The sequence below is a fragment of the Mycobacterium shunyiense genome (genome assembly GCF_058270035.1).
This window is the reverse complement of the sequence record NZ_JBZDPT010000001.1, coordinates 245,484-263,350: the sequence shown is the minus strand read 5'-3', so window position 1 is coordinate 263,350 and position 17,867 is coordinate 245,484. Positions and strand designations below refer to the sequence as shown.

General features: G+C 66.6%; 17 protein-coding genes. 6 read left to right on the top strand and 11 right to left on the bottom strand.

Features of this window, described 5'->3' with window-relative positions; translation table 11 throughout:
• Positions 1 to 34 precede the first annotated feature (34 nt).
• From AC4ELS_RS01340 to AC4ELS_RS01330, 3 genes are all read right to left on the bottom strand, one after another.
• On the bottom strand, positions 35 to 1,399 hold the full coding sequence (locus tag AC4ELS_RS01340) for an LLM class flavin-dependent oxidoreductase (RefSeq protein WP_448442730.1): 1,365 nt from the start codon (positions 1,397 to 1,399) through the stop codon (positions 35 to 37).
• On the bottom strand, positions 1,396 to 2,688 hold the full coding sequence (locus AC4ELS_RS01335; RefSeq protein WP_448442985.1) for an MFS transporter: 1,293 nt from the start codon (positions 2,686 to 2,688) through the stop codon (positions 1,396 to 1,398). Before AC4ELS_RS01335 ends, AC4ELS_RS01340 begins: the two co-directional genes overlap by 4 nt.
• A gap of 96 nt (positions 2,689 to 2,784) precedes the next feature.
• Positions 2,785 to 3,393, bottom strand: coding sequence for a TetR/AcrR family transcriptional regulator (locus AC4ELS_RS01330; RefSeq protein ID WP_499045401.1), 609 nt, complete (start codon positions 3,391 to 3,393; stop codon positions 2,785 to 2,787).
• A gap of 45 nt (positions 3,394 to 3,438) precedes the next feature.
• Between AC4ELS_RS01330 and AC4ELS_RS01325 the strand changes: the two genes are divergently transcribed.
• Positions 3,439 to 4,584 carry a phosphotransferase family protein gene (locus AC4ELS_RS01325; protein ID WP_499045397.1) on the top strand — a complete coding sequence of 382 codons (1,146 nt, stop codon included), beginning with the start codon at positions 3,439 to 3,441 and terminating at the stop codon, positions 4,582 to 4,584.
• Positions 4,585 to 5,700 carry an Rv3169 family protein gene (locus AC4ELS_RS01320; RefSeq protein WP_499045395.1) on the top strand — a complete coding sequence of 372 codons (1,116 nt, stop codon included), beginning with the start codon at positions 4,585 to 4,587 and terminating at the stop codon, positions 5,698 to 5,700.
• Positions 5,701 to 5,891: 191 nt separating this feature from the next.
• Here AC4ELS_RS01320 and AC4ELS_RS01315 read toward each other — a convergent pair whose 3' ends face one another.
• Entirely contained in the window at positions 5,892 to 6,257 is a 366-nt protein-coding gene (locus AC4ELS_RS01315) for a DUF4345 domain-containing protein (protein ID WP_499045393.1), read from the bottom strand.
• A gap of 34 nt (positions 6,258 to 6,291) precedes the next feature.
• On the opposite strand from AC4ELS_RS01315, the gene AC4ELS_RS01310 reads away from it, so the two are divergent.
• Entirely contained in the window at positions 6,292 to 7,047 is a 756-nt protein-coding gene (locus AC4ELS_RS01310; RefSeq protein ID WP_499045390.1) for an AraC family transcriptional regulator, read from the top strand.
• A gap of 36 nt (positions 7,048 to 7,083) precedes the next feature.
• Here AC4ELS_RS01310 and AC4ELS_RS01305 read toward each other — a convergent pair whose 3' ends face one another.
• The 4 genes from AC4ELS_RS01305 to AC4ELS_RS01290 form a co-directional block, all read right to left on the bottom strand.
• Positions 7,084 to 7,449, bottom strand: a complete 366-nt coding sequence (locus AC4ELS_RS01305) for a DoxX family protein (RefSeq protein ID WP_448442722.1) — start codon at positions 7,447 to 7,449, stop codon at positions 7,084 to 7,086.
• Complete coding sequence (locus AC4ELS_RS01300; RefSeq protein WP_448442720.1) at positions 7,446 to 8,048, bottom strand: TetR/AcrR family transcriptional regulator; 603 nt, start codon at positions 8,046 to 8,048, stop codon at positions 7,446 to 7,448. The genes AC4ELS_RS01305 and AC4ELS_RS01300 overlap by 4 nt, the downstream gene beginning before the upstream one ends.
• 101 nt (positions 8,049 to 8,149) lie before the next feature.
• Positions 8,150 to 9,643: a flavin-containing monooxygenase gene (locus AC4ELS_RS01295; protein ID WP_499045386.1), complete on the bottom strand. Its 1,494-nt coding sequence runs from the start codon at positions 9,641 to 9,643 to the stop codon at positions 8,150 to 8,152.
• Positions 9,644 to 9,688: 45 nt separating this feature from the next.
• A complete protein-coding gene (locus AC4ELS_RS01290; protein ID WP_064879137.1) occupies positions 9,689 to 10,660 on the bottom strand; it encodes a TIGR03617 family F420-dependent LLM class oxidoreductase in 972 nt (323 codons plus the stop codon).
• A 27-nt stretch (positions 10,661 to 10,687) separates the two neighbouring features.
• Here AC4ELS_RS01290 and AC4ELS_RS01285 point away from each other — a divergent pair, with 27 nt between their 5' ends.
• The gene (locus AC4ELS_RS01285; protein ID WP_499045383.1) at positions 10,688 to 12,049 is read left to right on the top strand and encodes a flavin monoamine oxidase family protein; all 1,362 of its coding nucleotides are present in this window, start codon (positions 10,688 to 10,690) and stop codon (positions 12,047 to 12,049) included.
• Here AC4ELS_RS01285 and AC4ELS_RS01280 read toward each other — a convergent pair.
• Together AC4ELS_RS01280 and AC4ELS_RS01275 are read right to left on the bottom strand one after the other, a co-directional pair.
• On the bottom strand, positions 12,039 to 12,965 hold the full coding sequence (locus tag AC4ELS_RS01280; RefSeq protein WP_448442716.1) for an alpha/beta fold hydrolase: 927 nt from the start codon (positions 12,963 to 12,965) through the stop codon (positions 12,039 to 12,041). The two genes, AC4ELS_RS01285 and AC4ELS_RS01280, sit on opposite strands and share 11 nt — an antisense overlap.
• Before the next feature lie 43 nt (positions 12,966 to 13,008).
• The gene (locus AC4ELS_RS01275; RefSeq protein WP_448442714.1) at positions 13,009 to 14,106 is read right to left on the bottom strand and encodes an NAD(P)-dependent alcohol dehydrogenase; all 1,098 of its coding nucleotides are present in this window, start codon (positions 14,104 to 14,106) and stop codon (positions 13,009 to 13,011) included.
• 69 nt (positions 14,107 to 14,175) lie between these two features.
• Between AC4ELS_RS01275 and AC4ELS_RS01270 the strand changes: the two genes are divergently transcribed.
• Positions 14,176 to 15,156, top strand: coding sequence for an NADPH:quinone oxidoreductase family protein (locus tag AC4ELS_RS01270; protein ID WP_499045379.1), 981 nt, complete (start codon positions 14,176 to 14,178; stop codon positions 15,154 to 15,156).
• A 39-nt stretch (positions 15,157 to 15,195) separates the two neighbouring features.
• Entirely contained in the window at positions 15,196 to 15,618 is a 423-nt protein-coding gene (locus tag AC4ELS_RS01265; RefSeq protein WP_064878870.1) for a nitroreductase family deazaflavin-dependent oxidoreductase, read from the top strand.
• A 3-nt stretch (positions 15,619 to 15,621) separates the two neighbouring features.
• Here AC4ELS_RS01265 and AC4ELS_RS01260 read toward each other — a convergent pair whose 3' ends face one another.
• Positions 15,622 to 17,691 (bottom strand): acyltransferase family protein, encoded by a 2,070-nt coding sequence (locus AC4ELS_RS01260; RefSeq protein WP_499045376.1) that lies wholly within the window; start codon positions 17,689 to 17,691, stop codon positions 15,622 to 15,624.
• Between the last annotated feature and the right edge of the window lie 176 nt (positions 17,692 to 17,867).

Here is a 17,867-nt window from a genome sequence, read left to right as displayed (position 1 = left end):
GTGTCGGACCTCAACCGTGGTTCATGTCAATGCCTCAGGCCCAGTCCGGCGGCCGGTGAGCGGCACCGGGATGGTCCGGTGAGAGCAACGGTCCGGCCCCTCCCAGGTGCTCACGGAGTGTCACCCGCTCACCGTGGTCGGGCACCCTTCCCCGACGACGCAGTTCGGGCACGACATGGCGGGCGAAGTCGACGAAGGTGCCGGGTGTGGTGACATAGGCCAGGTTGAACCCGTCGACGTCGGCCTCGTCGACCCAGCGTTCGAGTTCGTCGGCGACCTCGCTCGGCGAACCCACCACCACCGGGCCACGCCCGCCCAGACCGACCTCGTCGGCCAGCTCTCCCGCCGTCCAGTTCCGGTCCTGCGTGGTAAACGACGCCAACGCCGAACGATTGGCCTCGGTCTGGACGTATCTCAGCGGTTCGTCGGCCCCGAGTTCGGCCACATCGACCCCGGTCCAGCCACCGAACAGCGCCAGCGCACCTTCGGTGCTGACGTACTGCCGGTAGTCGTCCAGCTTGGCCACGGCCGCCTCATGGGTCTCTGCGACGATCGGGGTCAGCATCGTGAAAACCTTGATGGACCGGGGATCTCGGCCGTGCTCAGCGGCAGCGGCGCGCAGCGTCTTGACCGGCTTGGCCACGATTTCGGGCGTCGGGCCGGAAACGAACACCGCCTCGGCATGCGCCGCGGCGAACCGGACCCCTCGCGGCGAGGCACCCGCCTGAAACAGCACAGGGGTGCGCTGCGGAGACGGTTCACACAGGAACGGCCCTGGGACGCTGAAATAGCGCCCCTTGTGCTCGATGTCATGGACTTTCGCCGGGTCGGTGAACACGCCCCGCTCGCGGTCACGGACGACCGCGCCGGGTTCCCACGATGCCTCCCACAGCTTGTAGCAGACCTCGAGGTATTCCTCGGCGATCTCGTACCGCTCGTCATGTGGAATCTGGGTGTCCAGCCCCAGATTGCGTGCGGCACTGTCGAGATAGGAGGTGACGATGTTCCAGGCCACCCGACCGCCCGTCAGGTGATCCAGGGTGGAGAATCGACGCGCCAAGGCGTAGGGCTGCTCATAGGTCAACGACGCCGTGACACCGAATCCCAGGGTTTCGGTGACCGCTGCCATGGCCGAAACCGCCAGCGTCGGGTCGTTGACGGGAACCTGTGCGGCATCGGCCACCGCCGCATCCCGTGAACCGCCGTAGACGTCGTAAACGCCGAGCACGTCGGCGAGAAACAGCGCGTCGAAGCCGCCGGCCTCCAGCGTGCGGGCCAGCTCCGTCCAGTACCCGAGTTCGCGGTACCGGTAGCCCTGATCTTCGGGATGACGCCACAACCCCGGGGACTGGTGCCCGACACAGGCCATGTCGAAGGCGTTGAGGTAGATCCTGGTCATCGTGCGTCCCCGATCTCGTCCAGATGTGTTTCCCGCGCGAAATAGGCGGCCGTGAAGGTGATCACCGTCAGCACCGCGAAATACCCCACGATCAGCCAGGGGCTGCCGCCGCCGGCGACCAGCAGCGCCGCGGCGATCAGCGGTGCGAAGCCACCCGAGAGCACCGCACCGATCTGATAACCCAGCGAAGCACCGCTGTAGCGCACCCGCGTGTCGAACAGTTCCCCGAACCAGGCGGCCTGTGGCCCGTACATGGCGTCGTGGGCGACGTTGACACCGAACACGATCGACAACACGATCGCGATGTGCGATCCGGTTCCCGCGGCGACGAAGAACAGGATCAGGGCCAGCACTCCGGCCACCGCACCGAACAGATACGGGGGCCGCCTACCGATCCGGTCGGACAGCACGGCCCAGGCCGGCGTGCTGATCAGGCCGACGGCAGACGCGATCAGGACGGCTGTCAACCCGACCTGACTGCCCGCTGACGACGAATCTTGCAGGTACGTCAACGAATACGTGGTCAACAGGACAAACAGCGCGATCTGCGAGAACCGCAGTGCCGTGGTGATCAACACATTGCGCGGCTGCGTGCGCAGTACCTCCAGCACCGGCAGCCGGGCCACCTCGCCGCGATCACGGACCTGGGTGAACATCTCGGCATCGGTGAGCCTCAGCCTGATCACCAGACCGACGACGACCAGGACGGCACTGAGCAGGAAGGGGATTCGCCAACCATAGGCCAGGAAGGTGTCAGGTCCGGTGATCGTCCTGGTGAGGTAGAAGACCGCCGTCGACAACAACATGCCGGCCGGCGAACCCAATTGGGTGAAGCTGCCGAACAAGCCGCGACGGCCTGGCGGCGCGTGCTCCACCGAAAGTAGTGCCGCACCACCCCATTCGGCCCCCACCGCCAGACCCTGGAGCAACCGCAGGACCACCAGCAGCACGGGTGCGATCAGCCCGACCTGGGCGTAGGTCGGCAGGAGTCCGATCGCGAACGTGCTCACGCCCATGCCCACCAGCGCGGCCACCAGAACCGATTTGCGCCCCAGACGATCTCCGTAGTGCCCCGATATCAGTGCACCCAACGGCCTGGCCCCGAACCCCGCGGCATACGTCGCGAACGCGGCCAGTGTGCCTGCCGTGGACGAGATGTTCGGGAAGAACAGCGGTTTGAAGACCAGGGCCGCGGCCGTGGCATACAGATAGAAGTCGTACCACTCGATCGTGGTGCCGACCGCACTGCCCAGCGCGACGGTGCGCGCACTCGGCTTGGCAGTGGCCAGTGAACGTGGGGCGGTAATAGTCACGTGGCCGCAGGTTATGCGCGGTTGGAACCGCTCGGAAGATTTGTCCTCAGTCTGATGTAAAGGCGTCGGACGTCACGGCTTGACGGTGGCCCCGTGTACCAGGATGGCCGCCGTCTGCGCCACCCACTCGTCGTCGAGTTCACGTTCGGGCCACAGCAGCATCCGCAGCATGGTCGACCCGCCGATGAGCTCCACCAGGCGGTCGGGGTCGACATCAGGTTGGACCTCGCCCCGGACGATGCCGTCGACGATCCGGGCGCGCACGGTGACGAAGGTCCCGGCGAACCGCTGCATCACGCGGGAGTTCAGGTCGGTATCGGCGACGACATCGGCGACCAGTCCGGGCAGGGCCGCGCGCATCACCGGGCTGGTGAACACGTCGCGGGCAGCGCCGATCATCGCCCGGATATCGGCGGCGATGTCACCGGCCGGAGCGGTCAGGCCCGACGCGGTCGCGGGAAACACCGCCTCGTGGACCAGCTCGGCCTTACTCGACCACCGGCGGTACAGCGCGGTTTTCGTGGTCTGCGCGCGCTCGGCGACCGCGGCCATCGTCAGGCTTGCGTAACCGATTTCGACAAGCAGGTCCACGGTGGCCTGCAATATGGCAGCGTCGATGCGCGGGTCACGGGGACGCCCCGCTCCCGCGGTCTTGCCAACCGGTGATGGCTCTGCTTTCATAACGCTACTAACAGTATCGTAATTGTGGCCGTAAGGAACAGTTGAATGGCAAACGAGGCCGTGGACGCTCCTGTGGAGAACGTCGACCACCTGCAACGCTCCAGTCGCGACGTCACCACCCTCCCCTCGGTGCTGTCGAAATGGCTGTCCACCGTGATGCCGGGCGGTGTCACCCCCGAGATCACCGTGGAAAGCGGCGTGGACTCAAACGGTATGTCCTCAGAAACGATCATGCTGACCGGACGCTGGGAAGAGAACGGCGAGCCGAAGGAGCAAAAGTGGGTGGCCCGCGTCGCCCCCGCCCAGGACGATGTCCCGGTGTTCTCGTCGTACCGGCTTGACCACCAGTTCGAGGTGATGCGGCAGGTCGGCGAACTCACCGACGTTCCCGTCCCCAACGTGCGCTGGATGGACACCACCGGCGAGGTGCTGGGCACGCCGTTCTTCCTGATGGACCGAGTCGACGGCCAGGTGCCGCCCGATGTCATGCCCTACACCTTCGGCGGGAACTGGTTCGCCGACGCCCCGATCGAACGCCAGCGCGAACTTCAGGACAGCACCGTGGCGGTGCTCGCCAAGCTGCATGCGATCCCGGACGCCGCAGAGCGGTTCGGGTTCCTGTCGGAGATCGATCCGCCCGGTGACACCCCGCTGCGCCGGCACTTCGGCTGGCTGAAGGACTGGTACGAATTCTCGGTCCCCGATATCGGCCGCTCACCACTCGTCGAGCGAGCGCTGAAATGGCTCGAGGACAACTTCCCCGAGGACGTGGCAGCCTCCGAAACCGTTCTGACGTGGGGCGATTCGCGTATCGGCAACGTGCTGTACGACGACTTCCGCCCTGCTGCGGTCCTCGACTGGGAGATGGCCACCCTCGGCCCGCGCGAACTCGATGTGTCCTGGATCATCTTCGCGCACATGGTGTTTCAGGAGCTGTCCGGTATGGCCGGATTGCCCGGTCTGCCCGACGTGATGCGCGAGGAGGATGTCCGCGCGACCTACCGCGAGTTGACCGGCGCCGAACTCAGCGACCTGCGCTGGTTCTACATCTACTCGGGGGTCATCTGGTGCTGCGTGTTCATGCGCACCGGCGCCCGGCGCGTGCACTTCGGCGAGACCGAGAAGCCCGACGATGTCGAAACGATGTTCTACCACGCGCCGTTGCTGCGGTGCCTGATCGAGGAGTCCTAAATGCTCGGCCCGATGGACGAATACCCCGTCCACCAAGTCCCCCAGCCGATCGCCTGGCCCGGCTCGTCCGACCGGAACTTCTACGACCGTTCGTATTTCAACGCCCATGACCGCACCGGCGACATCTTCGTCATCACCGGTCTCGGCTACTACCCCAACCTCGGGGTGAAGGACGCTTATTTCCTGGTACGCCGCGGCAACGAGCAGACGGCGGTACACCTGTCCGACGCGATCGATCAAGACCGGCTCAACCAGCACGTGCTGGGCTACCGCGTCGAGGTCACCGAACCGCTGCGCAAGATCCGCATCGTGCTCGACGAGACCGAGGGCGTCGCCGCGGATCTCACCTGGAACGGGTTGTTCGACGTGGTGCAGGAGCAGCCGCACCTGATGCGTCAGGGCAACCGGGTCACGCTCGACGCCCAGCGCTTCGCCCAAACAGGTTCCTGGAGCGGCTATCTGGAGATCGACGGCCAGCGCATCGACGTCGACCCGGACACCTGGATCGGCTCCCGCGACCGATCCTGGGGCATCCGCCCGGTCGGTGAGGCCGAGCCTGCAGGGCGACCGGCCGACCCGCCGTTCGAAGGCATGTGGTGGCTGTACGTCCCGATGGCGTTCGACGACTTCTCGATCGTCTTCATCATCCAGGAAGACCCCAGCGGGTTCCGCTCCCTCAACGACTGCAGCCGGGTCTTCAAGGACGGTCGTGTCGAGCAACTCGGCTGGCCGCGGGTGAAGATCCACTACCGCTCGGGCACCCGGATCCCCACCGGAGCCACCATCGAGGCCACCACACCCGACGGCACCCCCGTCCGCTTCGACGTGGAATCCAAACTGCCCGTGCCGATTCACGTCGGCGGCGGCTACGGCGGCGACGTCGACTGGATTCACGGCGTGTGGAAGGGCGAGAAGTTCACCGAGCGCCGCACCTACGACATGACCGATCCGGCGGTCGTCGGCCGAACTGCGTTCGGTGTGATCGACCACGTCGGTCGCGCCGTCTGCACCGAAGGCGACGGTGCACCGGTCGAGGGCTGGGGCCTGTTCGAGCACGGCGCACTCGGCCGTCACGATCCGTCCGGCTTCGCCGACTGGCTGACTGTAGCCCCGTAGCCCCGTAGCCCCCAGTTTGTCACTCTCTAGCCGGCAGTTTGTCACGCCAGAGTGGCTGTCGCCGCCGGCAGCCACTCTGGCGTGACATGGCAATCGGAGCCCGAGCCACGGCGTCACGCTGGCGTGACGCTCGGGCTTGAGCGCCACTCTGGCGTGACGATGCGGCGGAAAAGCGCGGCAAAGCGGCTGACTCAGGCCACCCAGAACAGCGCGCCCGCGCCGATCGTCTCGACCACGCAGTAGAACCAGTTGGGATAGAACGACGTACGTTCGTCGAACACCGCCGATACACCGCGGCCGACGGCCATCCCGACCAGCGCGGCGCCGACGGTGATCAGGATCCCGGTCCGGACCTCCCCCGGCGTCACGGCCGCGTAGGTCAGCACCGCGGCGATCGCGATACCGAAACCGCCATACACGCCACGGACTTCCGCGCGGGCGGCGGCGGTTCTGAGGTCGTAGTCGAACGGACGCAGAATCGCCTGCGGAGCTGCCAGTGCGTAGACACCCATGCCGAGGAAGAACACCCCGGCCACGACGATTACTGCGATGGCCACGGTAACCTCCTGATCAATTGATGAGGAGGCCAGCATGCCGCCTGAACCCGGGCCCGCGCTTCCACAAACCTGCTGCCCGACGGTGTGGCTGTGGCCGGGGCAGGCCCTCTACGCCGGGCCGGGGCTCGGCCTTGAGCCGCATTCCGGATCGGTGTGGTGCCTGGCCGTCGGCGTCGACGGACCGCTGACCGTGACACTCCACGGCAGCGCCACCGTCGCACGCAGCGTGTTGATCCCGCCGCGGCTCACCCATCACCTTTCGATGCAGGGTGGGTTGGTGTCGAGCTACCTCGACCCCAGCTCGCAACGCAGTGCGTCGTGCCGGCAGCAGTTCACCGAGTTCCGGGACGGCATCGGGGTAGGCCATGCCGCAGAGACCAGACTGACGGCCATGCCGGAAGACGACGAGGCGGCGCGGCGCTGGCTGGACCTCGCCGCCCCGGATACCCCCCACCGGATCGACCCCCGGATCGAATTGGTGGCCAAGCAGATTCGCGAGAACCCCGCCGCAGCGGTATCCGCACGTGAACTGGCAGCCGCCGCGGGTGTCTCCGAATCCCGGTTCCTGCACCTGTTCCGCCGCGAGGCAGGGACCAGTCTGCGGCGCTACCGGATCTGGAGCCGGCTCGTTGCGGCCGGGACTGCCGTGGCGGCCGGCGAGAATCTGACCACCGCAGCTGTCGATGCCGGGTTCGCCAGTCCGTCACACCTGGCCGACAGCTTCAAGACCACCTTTGGACTGTCGGCGACGCAGTTGCTCTCGACGGGTCTTCGTATCCGTACGCCGTGACATGGCCAGCATGCCCAACGTGTCGGGCCGAAAGCCTCATGCCACGTATGAGACCACCAGTACGAAGGCTGAGAACAGGAGCATGCCCAGGCAATTGATCCAGAATTCCTGCTTCAGAAATCGGGCGCGGTAATGCGCATAGCAGGCGCACAGAAAATAGACGACAATTCCCACATTGGCCGAGAACGCCACGCCTGGATATTTGAGGCCGGCAATCAACCCGACGCCGGCAAGAAGTTTGACCACGATCAGCACCCACCACCAGTCACGAGGGAGTCCGACACCATCGAGGCATCCTTGGACAAATCGCGGCGGCTTGAGCGAGATCAGCGCGTCCCCGAGGATCACGATCGCCAGAATTGCGGTGAGCCACCACCAGTGCGGCGTGTCGATCACAATCATTCTCCTTGTCGGGTTGGTGCGATGACGCACTCGATGACGTCGCGTAGTTGGTCGGGCACCGACCGGTGTCCCAATGCCTGGTTGTTGCCGCTGAGCACAATGCCCAGGTATGCGAAATAGATGGTGCGAGCGTTGCGCGCGGCATCAGACTCGCCGACACCGACGTGCAGCAGAGCCGACTCGATTTCGCCCACCAGGATTTCTGCCAGATGACCAAAGATGCTCGAAGTGTGATCTCCGCGAACAATGATCGACGCATACCGGCGTGAGAGGGCTGGATCTTCGGCGAAGTAGGTCAGGAACGGTTCGAACAGTTTGGCAATCGCCTTCGGTGCATTCGCGTGAGATGGCCTTCGGGTGAGACCTTTTCGGTTGGCGTGCACCGCTGCGATCCGGTCGTCGAACACTGCCACCAACAAGCCGTCTTTGTCTCCGACGCTCATCACGGTCCCGCTGCTTACTCCGGCATCGGTTGCGATCTGCCGAACAGTCGTCGATTCAAAGCCTTGCTCGCGGAACAGCTTTTCAGCGGTCGCCAAAACCTTGCGCTGGGTGGCATCTCGCTGTTCGGCCCTTGACTGAACATGTTCAGTGAACATGTTCAGGAGGCTGCCACCTCGTCTGGGCTGTGTCAAGGACGAGATTGTCCGAACAGTGGAAAGGCGGCGTGTCTGGCAGCAGACACGCCCGCTCGCGGTGCTTAGGAGGCCACCGACTCGGCGGCGGGGGCGCGGCCGAAGACCATCGACTCGTCGATGCGGTCGAAGCGGTGGTCGATGGCATCCAGCACGTAGTTGTGCCGCACGTGCCACGGCCGCTTGGTACCCGAACGCGGCAGTGCATGCTCGGAACGCTGGATGTAGCCGGCCTCCAGATCCCAGGTCCGCTTCTCCGGCATCGGCGCCGCACCCTTGTGCGGATAGGCGTGGGTGTAGCCGTGAGCGCCCATGTAGGCCAACAGGTTTGCGAACGCCCGCGCGGTCATGTCGGCCCGCAGCGTCCACGACGCGTTCGTGTAGCCGATGCACCAAGCCAGGTTCGGGACATCCTCGAGCAGGAACTCCTTGTAGACATATCGCTCGGTCGGTTTGACCTCGTGACCGTCCAGCGACAACCGGATGCCGCCGAGGGCCTGCAGTTGCAGGCCGGTCGCCGTGACGATCACGTCGGCGTCCACCCGTCCGCCCGACTTCAACACGATGCCCGCGGCGTCGATGTGGTCGATGTGATCGGTGACGACATCGACCCGTCCGTCGCTGATGTGCTCGAACAGGTCCCCGTCGAGCACGAGGCACAACCGTTGATCCCACGGCTTGTATCGCGGCTTGAAATGCACGTCGACGGGATACCCCTCGGGCAGCAGGGCCACCGTCCGGCTGCGCAGGAACCGGCGACCGAGGTCGGGTGCCTTACGGAAGAAGAAGTAGCTAAGCACGTGGATCATCGCGTTGCGGAACCGCACGATCTGATGAGATAGCTTGCGCGGCAGAAACTTACGGATCGCCTGCACCGAGGGAACGATGCGGTCCGCCGACACCATGTAGGTCGGTGAGCGCTGGAGCATCGTCACGTGCGAGGCCTGCTGCGCCAGCGCGGGCACCAGACTGACCGCGGTGGCCCCGCTGCCGATCACCACGACGCGCTTGCCCGAGTAATCCAGTGACTCGGGCCAGAACTGCGGGTGCACGACGTCGCCACCGAACGTCTCGATTCCGGGGAAATCCGGGGTGTAGGGCTCGTCGTAGTTGTAGTAGCCCGTGCCGCAGAACAGGTACCGGCACCGGAAGGTCGCGGCCTGGCCGTCCTGCTCGGCGTGCACCGTCCAGGTGTCGGTGTCCGAATCCCAATCCGCCGACAGCACACGGGTGTTGAACCGGATATGGCGGTCGATTCCATGTTCCCGGGCGGTGTCGGTCAGGTAGTCGCGAATATCGCTGCCATCGGCGACGTTCTCGGGCCGGGTCCAGGGTTGATACGGAAAGCTCAGCGTGAAGATGTCGCTGTCCGAGCGGATCCCCGGATACCGGAACAGGTCCCAGGTGCCGCCGATCCGCGCTCGGCGTTCCAGCACGGTGTAGGTCAGCCCGGGACTCTTCTCGTGGACACGATAGGCCGCGCCCAACCCCGAGATCCCGGCCCCGATGACGAGCACATCCGAATAGTCCGGATCCGCCGCATGGCGATCACCGCCCATGGCGAACCTCCTTTGGTCCCGACGAGTACCACCCACCCTAGGCGTTCAGTCGCGCAGCGCGTCGACGATCTGGGCAAGCGATTCCACCGCGATCGGGCCGGGTTGGTACAGGCAGATCCGGTCGGACACCCCGGCCACGCGGTCGCGGATGTGAGCGGCGACATCGGCGGGGCTACCGCATGCCGCGATGGTGTGCAGCACCTCGTCGTCGATCAGCGAACCCATCTCCTGCCAGCGGCCCTGCTTGGACAGCGCGTTGAGTTCCGGCTGCAGGTCACCCCAGCCGTGAACGTCCAGCACCGGGCGATAGGCCGGGGTCGATCCGTAGAAGGCCAGCAGCCGTCGCGTCGCGTCGTGGTCGTCCCCTACAGACACGATGATCTCCGGGACGATCGCCAGCTCCCCCGCGTCACGTCCGGCGGCGGCGAGCCCGTCACGCACCGCGGGCAACGTCGCCTCGTGCAGGAACCGCTTCGAACCGAACGGCATGACCAACAAGCCGTCGGCGAACTGCGCGGTGGCCCGGGTGAGCCGCGGGCCCAGCGCGCCGACATAGATGGGCGGCGGACCGTACGGGTTGTCCCGCGGGGTGAACGTCGGTGTCATCAACGTGTGCCGGTAGTAGTCGCCTCGAAAGTCGAGCCGCTCCCCGGTGTCCCAGGCAGCGAAGATCGCCCGCAAGGCCGCGACGAACTCTGACATCCGGGCCACGGGCCGGTCGAAGTCCGCGCCGAACCGCTTCTCGATCTGCGTCCGGATCTGCGTACCGAGCCCGAGCGTGAACCTTCCACCGGACAGGATCTGGTGGTCGATGGCCTGGTGTGCCAGGTGAATCGGGTTACGGGGAAACGCAATTGCCACATTCGTCATCAGGTCGAGATCCCCGACCGTGGAGGCGAGCGTCAGCGGGGTGAATACATCGTGGGGTCCCTCGAAGGTGAACACTCCACTGGCACCGGCCTCGCGCAGGGCCGCAGCCCGACCCATCGCGTCGCGCGGCCCGAACAACGCTGTCATGACCTTCACGCGTGAGAGCCTAGACAGGTGAGCATCCCAACGAGCACCGACGTCGTCGTCGTGGGTGCCGGCTTCGCCGGCCTGTCCGCTGCCCGCGCCCTGACCAGGCTCGGACACGAGGTGGTGGTGCTCGAGGGGCGCGACCGGGTGGGCGGACGATCGTCGACGACCACGATCGCCGGGGTGCCGGTCGACCTGGGCGGCACGTTCGTCGGCCCCACCCAGGACGCGGTGCTGGCGCTGGCCGACGAACTCGGGTGCCGCACCGTGCCCACCTACGACCGCGGCAAGAATCTGATTCTCTGGCATGGCCGGGTCCGGGCCTACCGCAGCACGATCCCGCGGCTGTCGATGATGGAACTGTTCGACGTATCCCGCATCCAGTGGCGTTTCGAACGGCTCTGCCGGCTCATCCGGGTCAATGAGCCGTGGAAGAGTTCGAACGCCGAGAAGCTCGACGAGCTCACACTGGAGCAGTGGCTGCGCTCGGCCGGGGCCAACGCTTCGACGCGCAACCTCATGGCCATCATGTCCCGGGTCACGTGGGGCGCCGAGCCCGACGAGGTGTCGATGCTGCACGCCGCCCGCTACGTCAAGGCCGCCGGCGGGCTCGACCGCATGCTCGACGTCCGTGGCGGCGCCCAACAGGACCGGTTTCCCGGCGGCACCCAGCAGATCGCGTCGAAGATGGCCGAGGAACTCGGAGATCGGGTGGTGCTCGATGCCCCGGTGGACCGCATCGAACGCCACGACGACGGCACCGTCGCGGTGACCTGTCCCTCCGGCGTGGTGCAGGCACGTGCGGTGATCGTGGCGATCCCGCCGCAGCACCGGACCGGGATCGAGTTCAGCCCGGCGCTGCCAAAGCCGTATACCGACCTGGCCGCGAACTGGCCGCAGGGCAACCTCAGCAAGGCATATGCCGCCTATGAACAACCGTTCTGGCGCACCAACGGGTGCTCAGGCGAGGCATTGTCCGACGAGGGCCCCGTTTTCATCACCTTCGATGTGAGCCCGGCCGACGGCAGTTCCGGCGGCCCCGGAATCCTGCTCGGTTTCACCGACGCCCGCACCTTCGACCGGTTGTCACCCCCAGAGCGGCGCGAGCAGGCCCTGTCCGGGTTCGCCACCCTGTTCGGCGACGCGGCCCGACAACCGATCGATTACGTCGACCACTGTTGGAGCGCAGAACAATTCGCACCGGGTGGGCCCACCGCGGCGGTGCCGCCGGGATCGTGGACCCAGTACGGCAGGTGGCTACGAGAACCGGTGGACGCGATCCACTGGGCCGGCACCGAAACCGCGAATGAGTGGACCGGATTTCTCGACGGAGCGGTCCGGTCCGGTCAGCGTGCGGCCGCCGAAGTCGCGGGCCGCCTTACTGATTGACCGCCTGCGGCGACGCTACCGATTCGGCCAGCGCCCGCAACTGGGCGTTCACCTGCGACGGGCATTCCAGGATGGCGCAGTGCCCACCGGGCATCTCGACGAAGGCATGCAGGTTGGGGGCGTCGTCGGCGATCCGGCGGGCGGCGTTGATGGGCAGCAAGCGGTCCTTGGAGCTGCCGATCACCAGCGTGGGCACCGACAGGTTCTGCAGCGAGATATGTTGTGGGCCCAGCCCGTTCACCAGCGTGCGGGCCCAGCCGCCGCGTCCCGCGGCCGGAGTCTCGGCGAACAGTTGATAGATGAACTCAGCGACCGACGGGTCGGCGTCACGGCCCACCGCCAGACGGGCGACGAAACGTTTGTTGGGACGCTCGATGATCCGCGGCATCCGCGTACCGCCGAAGGTCCGGATCGCCGTACCTGCCGCCCGAACCCGCGTCGACGCCAGCGGGGCCGGAACCCTCAACAGCTTCACATCGCGCACCAGGTCTCCGGTGGTGGTGTTGATCAGCGCGACGGCGTCGGCACGGGCGGGCACCCGGGCCGGATAGCGTTGCGACCATGAAGTGATCGCGATACCGCCCATCGAATGCCCGGCGACAACGGCACGTTCACCGGGCCTCAGCGTGGCGTCCAGCACCGCGTCGAGATCGGCGGCGAGATGGTTGAGGCTGTAGCGGTGACGCCCGCGCGGGGTCTCGCTGTGGCCGTGTCCGCGATGGTCGTAGGCGATGACGCGGAAGTCCGCGGCCAGATCGGCGATCTGGTGCGCCCAGACGCCGATGGCACACGTGATGCCGTGAGCCAGCACGATCGGGTAGCCGTCCTCGGGTCCGAACACCTCGGCATGCAGCCGCACGCCGTCGACGGCGCGCACCTCGACAGTGCGTCCCGGTGGTAGCTGGGGAAGAGTCATGATGCTCCGATCGTTGGCGTCGTTGCCGGGTGAAACAGAGGGATTACGAGCCTACCGCTTGGGTGATCAGGACGGGTTTTACCACGTCAGCGGACTTTGCGGCAGCCCACGCGCGGCCGAAGTCGTCGAAGGGGTAGCGGCTGACGAACTTGTCGAGCGGTAGTTCGCCACGGCGGTACAGATCGACCAGGCGCGGGATGAAGGTCTGCGGTTCGCTGTCACCCTCGACCACGCCGCGTACGCTCAGCCCCTTTCCCATGATCGCGGCGACCGGCAGTTCGGCCGTCAACGCGCCGAGGCCCAGTAGCGCCAGGGTGCCGCGCTCACGTAACACCGTGATTGCTGTCATGAGGACGTCTGGGCGCGCGGTGGTGTCGACTGCCGCGGCCGCTCCCCCGGTCAGCTCGAGCACAGCTGCGGCCACGTCGCCGCCGGCGGTCGGATCGATCGTGGCGGTGGCACCCAACTCGGTTGCCAGCGAACGTCGTTCGGCGATCGGGTCGACAGCGACGACGGCCCGGCACCCCGCGATGCGGGCGCCCATGACCGCGGAGAGCCCCACCGCTCCGGCCCCGAACACCACAAGTGCATCCGTGGGTTGCGGCGCAAGCACATTGAGCACGGCACCCACCCCGGTCTGCACGCTGCAGCCCAGGGGGGCGGCCAGCGCGGGGTCGATCGGCTCGGGCAGCACCACAGCGTTTCGGCTGCCGGCGATCGCATACGTGCAGAAACTGGACTGACCGAAGAAGCCGCCCCCGATGGGGACCCCGTCGGCGTGCAGCGCACTGGACTCTCCGCGGGTGCCGCGCATGTTCAGGTCGGTGGAACGCTCGCAGTAGGCCGGGGTGTCCGCCTGACAGTTGGAGCAGGCGCCGCAGCTGGCGAAGGTGAGGACGACCTGGTCCCCCACGCCGGGTACGGCATTCGGTCCGACCTCGATGACCCTGCCTGCACCTTCGTGACCGAACACCATCGGCAGTTTGCGAAACCGTGCCGCGACACTCACATCGGTGTGGCAGATGCCCACCGCGTCGATGCGAACCAGCACTTCGTCGCCGCGGGGTGGACGAATTTGCACGTCGGTGAGCTGGGGATCGGCTCCGGCGTCGAGCACCACCGCAGCGCGGGCGTTGAGCATCCGGTGATGCTAAGCCACGCACTTGACACCTGTCACAATTGGCTGGCGACCCACCAGAAGGAGACAACGATGCGTGCAGCACAGATCACCCGACTCGACGGTCCGGACGCAGTGCGGGTGGCCGAGGTGGAGGAGCCCTCCAGCGCCGAGGGCGCCGAGCAGGTCGTGATCGACGTCCACGCCGCGGGCGTTGCCTTCCCCGACGCCCTGCTCACCCGTGGTCTCTACCAGTACAAGCCTGAGCTTCCGTTCACCCCGGGTGCCGAGATCGCCGGCGTGGTGCGCAGCGCCCCGGCCGATGCCCATGTCGCTGCCGGCGATCGCGTGCTCGGCCTGACCATGCTGTCGGGCGGCATGGCCGAAGTCGTCGCCTTGCCCGCCGAGCGCGTGTTCCCCCTGCCGGACGCCGTGTCGTTCGAGGCCGGCGCCGGCATCCTGTTCAACGACCTGACCGTCCAGTTCGCCCTGCGCACCCGCGGCCGGCTGGTGAAGGGTGAGACCGTCCTGGTGCACGGTGCGGCCGGTGGCATCGGCACCTCGGCGCTGCGACTGGCCCCGGCACTCGGAGCCGCACGCACCATCGCGGTGGTGTCCACCGAGGAGAAGGCCGAGATCGCCAGGGCCGCAGGCGCTTCCGACGTGGTGCTCGCCGACGGGTTCCGCGACGCGGTGAAGGAAATCACCGGCGGGCGGGGCGTGGATGTCGTGGTCGACCCGGTCGGCGGGGATCGCTTCACCGACTCGCTGCGATCACTGGCCGTGGGCGGACGGCTCCTCGTCATCGGGTTCACCGGCGGTGAGATCCCCACGGTCAAGGTCAATCGCCTGCTGCTCAACAACGTCGACGTGGTCGGCGCGGGCTGGGGCGCCTGGACCTTCTCCCATCCCGGCTATTTGCAGGAGCAGTGGGCCGAACTGCAGCCGCTGCTGGCCTCCGGCGTGGTGCCCGCACCACAGCCCGAGGTGTTTCCACTGGAGCAGGCCGCGGAGGCCATCGCGTCGCTGGAGAACCGCAGCGCCAAGGGCAAGGTGGTGCTGAAGCTGCGGTGACCCGGGAATAACAACGCCGGTGTCGGTGTTGCGGGGGGCGTGAGTGAACATGCCGAACTGAGCCCGACAGACTGGGTACGCGACCAGACCCAACGCATCCTGGAACAAGGCACCACCGAGGGCGTCGAGGTGCTCGACCGCCCCATCGTGCTGTTCACGACGACGGGCGCCAAGTCCGGCAAGAAGCGGTACGTACCGCTGATGCGCGTGGAAGAGAACGGCCGCTACGCGATGGTGGCCTCCAAGGGTGGCGCGCCGGAGCATCCGTCGTGGTACTTCAACGTCAAGGCCCACCCCGCCGTGACGGTGCAGGACGGCGACAAGACGGTCTCGCTGACCGCTCGCGAGATCTCCGGTGACGAGCGCGAACACTGGTGGAAGCTCGCCGTCGAGGCCTACCCGCCCTACGCCGAATACCAGACCAAGACCGACCGACAGATTCCGGTGTTCATCGTCGAATGACGACTACCACCATCCGAGGGCGTCGGACATCTGCCGCGCCAACTCGGTGGTGAGTGTGCGCACGTAAGTCGCCGACAGGTGGTGGGCATCGTGGTACACCAACACGTTGCCCTCCACGGCGCGGCAGATCGTCGGCCGGCACACCGCATCGGTGAGGTCGAGAACCTTCATCAGCGGATAGTCGGCCAGGTAATCGAGGGTCGGATTGCGTTGCGCCAGGGCTTCGTTGCGCGGCACCCCGCAAGACTCGACGTCACCCCCCTTGGACAGACAGTCCACCGGCGAGAAGAACCAGCCGTCACGGAGCATCCACGGCGTGTCACGCATGCCGAGCATCGGAATTCCATTGGCGGACAACTCATCCCATATGCCCAGGTAGTAATCGGGCACATAATCGCCCGGGCCGTTGAGGATCGGGCGCGTCGAGGTGAAGAACACGTAGTCCGGCCGGTCGGCGATGATCTGCGCCAAGGCGTTGTCCGACCACGTCCGACAGGACGGATATTTCTCGAACGACCCCGCGATGATCGGCACGGGTTTGGTGGTCAGCGGACAGCCGAACTTCAGGTAGGTGGTCACCTTGACGCCGTGTTGGCGCCCGATCTGATGTAGCGCGGTCAGCCAGTGCTCGGAATGCGACCCACCCGCCAACGCGATGGTGTGGGCGCCGTCGGGATCTCCGTACACGCAGCTGACGACCTCACCACCGGTGAATCCCGTGACGCAATGGTCGATCGACGACGGCGGGATGTCGTCGTCGGCCTCCAGCGCGCTCGGGCGCATCGGCAGTTTGGCGACCCGGTGATTCTCGGTGAGCGCGAGCGCGCCCGGGTAGTCCCGCATCGACAGCATGCCCAGTTCCGCACCGCTGGCCCGGGCGAGGGCGACATGTCCGCGCCACATCAGCGACGACGCCACGAGCATCACCGTCACCAGCAGAACCGCGGCACCCGGCACGGCCCACGTGCGGGCTAGCCGATACCACCGGGCTTGCCATTGCGCCCTGGCCGACCACGCGGTGAGCCAGGCGATCAGCACCGCGGCCAGAGCGACAGCGGCGCCATCGACCATGCCGACCGCATCGTCATTGATGAAGGCCAGCCAAAAGATCAACAACGGCCAGTGCCACAGGTACAGCGGGTAGGCCATCGATCCGAGCACGACCAACGGGCCGCTGCGCAGGATTTCGTTCGCCCTCGGCGGCATCGCCTGAGCTGCGCTCACTATCACCAGCACGGTCGCCGCCACCGGAATCAACGCCCAGGCTCCCGGGGACTGCACCGTCCGGTCAGTGAGCACACCGCACACCAGGATCGCCGCCAGACCGGCCGCGGCCACACCGGCGCGCAGCCAACCCGGCCACCGGAGTCGACCCACCGGCACGGCCACGAGGGCGGCCGCGAGAACCCCGGCCAACACCTCCCAGGCCCGGGCGAAGGTGCTGTAGTAGGCGAGCATCGGGCTGTCCGACTGCGTCGTAACCGCGTAGTACAGCGAGGCCACCAGTGCGACAGCGGACACCCCGACCAGGATTGTGGGTCGTGCGGTGCGTCCGCGGCGCGCCGTCACCGCCATGACCACCCCGGCGAGCACAACGAACGCCAGCGTGAACTGGCCCAGCATCGAGAGCGCCCACAGATGGTGCAGCGGGGTCACCGTCTCGCCGGCCTGCACATAGTCGTCCGCCGAGCCAAGCAACTGCCAATTCTGGTAGAAGCCCAGGCTGGCCAGGGTCTGATCAGCGAAGGCCTCCCACCTGGTCTCCGGCTGGACGAGCACCGTCAGCACCGCACACACGGCCAGCACGAGAACCAACGGCGGCACCACCCTGCGCGCCACCCGGCCCATCTCTGCGGCCAGCGCCGCGGGGCTCGTCAGGCTGCGCAGGACGCGACCACCGATGAAGAAGCCGGTCAGAACCAGCAGGACATCCAGCCCGCCGCAGGCCCGCCCGAACCAGAAATGGCAGATGACGACCATCACGATGGCCACACCACTCAACCCGATCAGGTCATCACGAACCTGCCGCGGAACGGAAGGAACGAGAACCGGATCGCCAACAATCACCTGCACGCTGAACTTTCCCTGGGCTGTCTTCGCCGGTCACTGACGACGGAACACCCTGGGGCCACGCCGTTCGCCGCACCGAGCATAGGCCACCCAACCCGGTGGTCAGGCCCGGCGACCGGGCATCCGAATGCTCCCCATCGGACAGGTAGCACACCCCTGTTGTACGAATCGGCCATAGG

What these genes read in the sequence shown, in the direction of transcription:
- AC4ELS_RS01340 (WP_448442730.1), bottom strand. Translation starts at nt 1,399, where the DNA reads ATGACCAGGATCTACCTCAACGCCTTCGACATGGCCTGTGTCGGGCAC.
- AC4ELS_RS01330 (WP_499045401.1), bottom strand. Translation starts at nt 3,393, where the DNA reads ATGAAAGCAGAGCCATCACCGGTTGGCAAGACCGCGGGAGCGGGGCGT.
- AC4ELS_RS01325 (WP_499045397.1), top strand. Translation starts at nt 3,439, where the DNA reads ATGGCAAACGAGGCCGTGGACGCTCCTGTGGAGAACGTCGACCACCTG.
- AC4ELS_RS01320 (WP_499045395.1), top strand. Translation starts at nt 4,585, where the DNA reads ATGCTCGGCCCGATGGACGAATACCCCGTCCACCAAGTCCCCCAGCCG.
- AC4ELS_RS01310 (WP_499045390.1), top strand. Translation starts at nt 6,292, where the DNA reads ATGCCGCCTGAACCCGGGCCCGCGCTTCCACAAACCTGCTGCCCGACG.
- AC4ELS_RS01305 (WP_448442722.1), bottom strand. Translation starts at nt 7,449, where the DNA reads ATGATTGTGATCGACACGCCGCACTGGTGGTGGCTCACCGCAATTCTG.
- AC4ELS_RS01300 (WP_448442720.1), bottom strand. Translation starts at nt 8,048, where the DNA reads ATGTTCACTGAACATGTTCAGTCAAGGGCCGAACAGCGAGATGCCACC.
- AC4ELS_RS01295 (WP_499045386.1), bottom strand. Translation starts at nt 9,643, where the DNA reads ATGGGCGGTGATCGCCATGCGGCGGATCCGGACTATTCGGATGTGCTC.
- AC4ELS_RS01290 (WP_064879137.1), bottom strand. Translation starts at nt 10,660, where the DNA reads ATGACAGCGTTGTTCGGGCCGCGCGACGCGATGGGTCGGGCTGCGGCC.
- AC4ELS_RS01280 (WP_448442716.1), bottom strand. Translation starts at nt 12,965, where the DNA reads ATGACTCTTCCCCAGCTACCACCGGGACGCACTGTCGAGGTGCGCGCC.
- AC4ELS_RS01275 (WP_448442714.1), bottom strand. Translation starts at nt 14,106, where the DNA reads ATGCTCAACGCCCGCGCTGCGGTGGTGCTCGACGCCGGAGCCGATCCC.
- AC4ELS_RS01270 (WP_499045379.1), top strand. Translation starts at nt 14,176, where the DNA reads ATGCGTGCAGCACAGATCACCCGACTCGACGGTCCGGACGCAGTGCGG.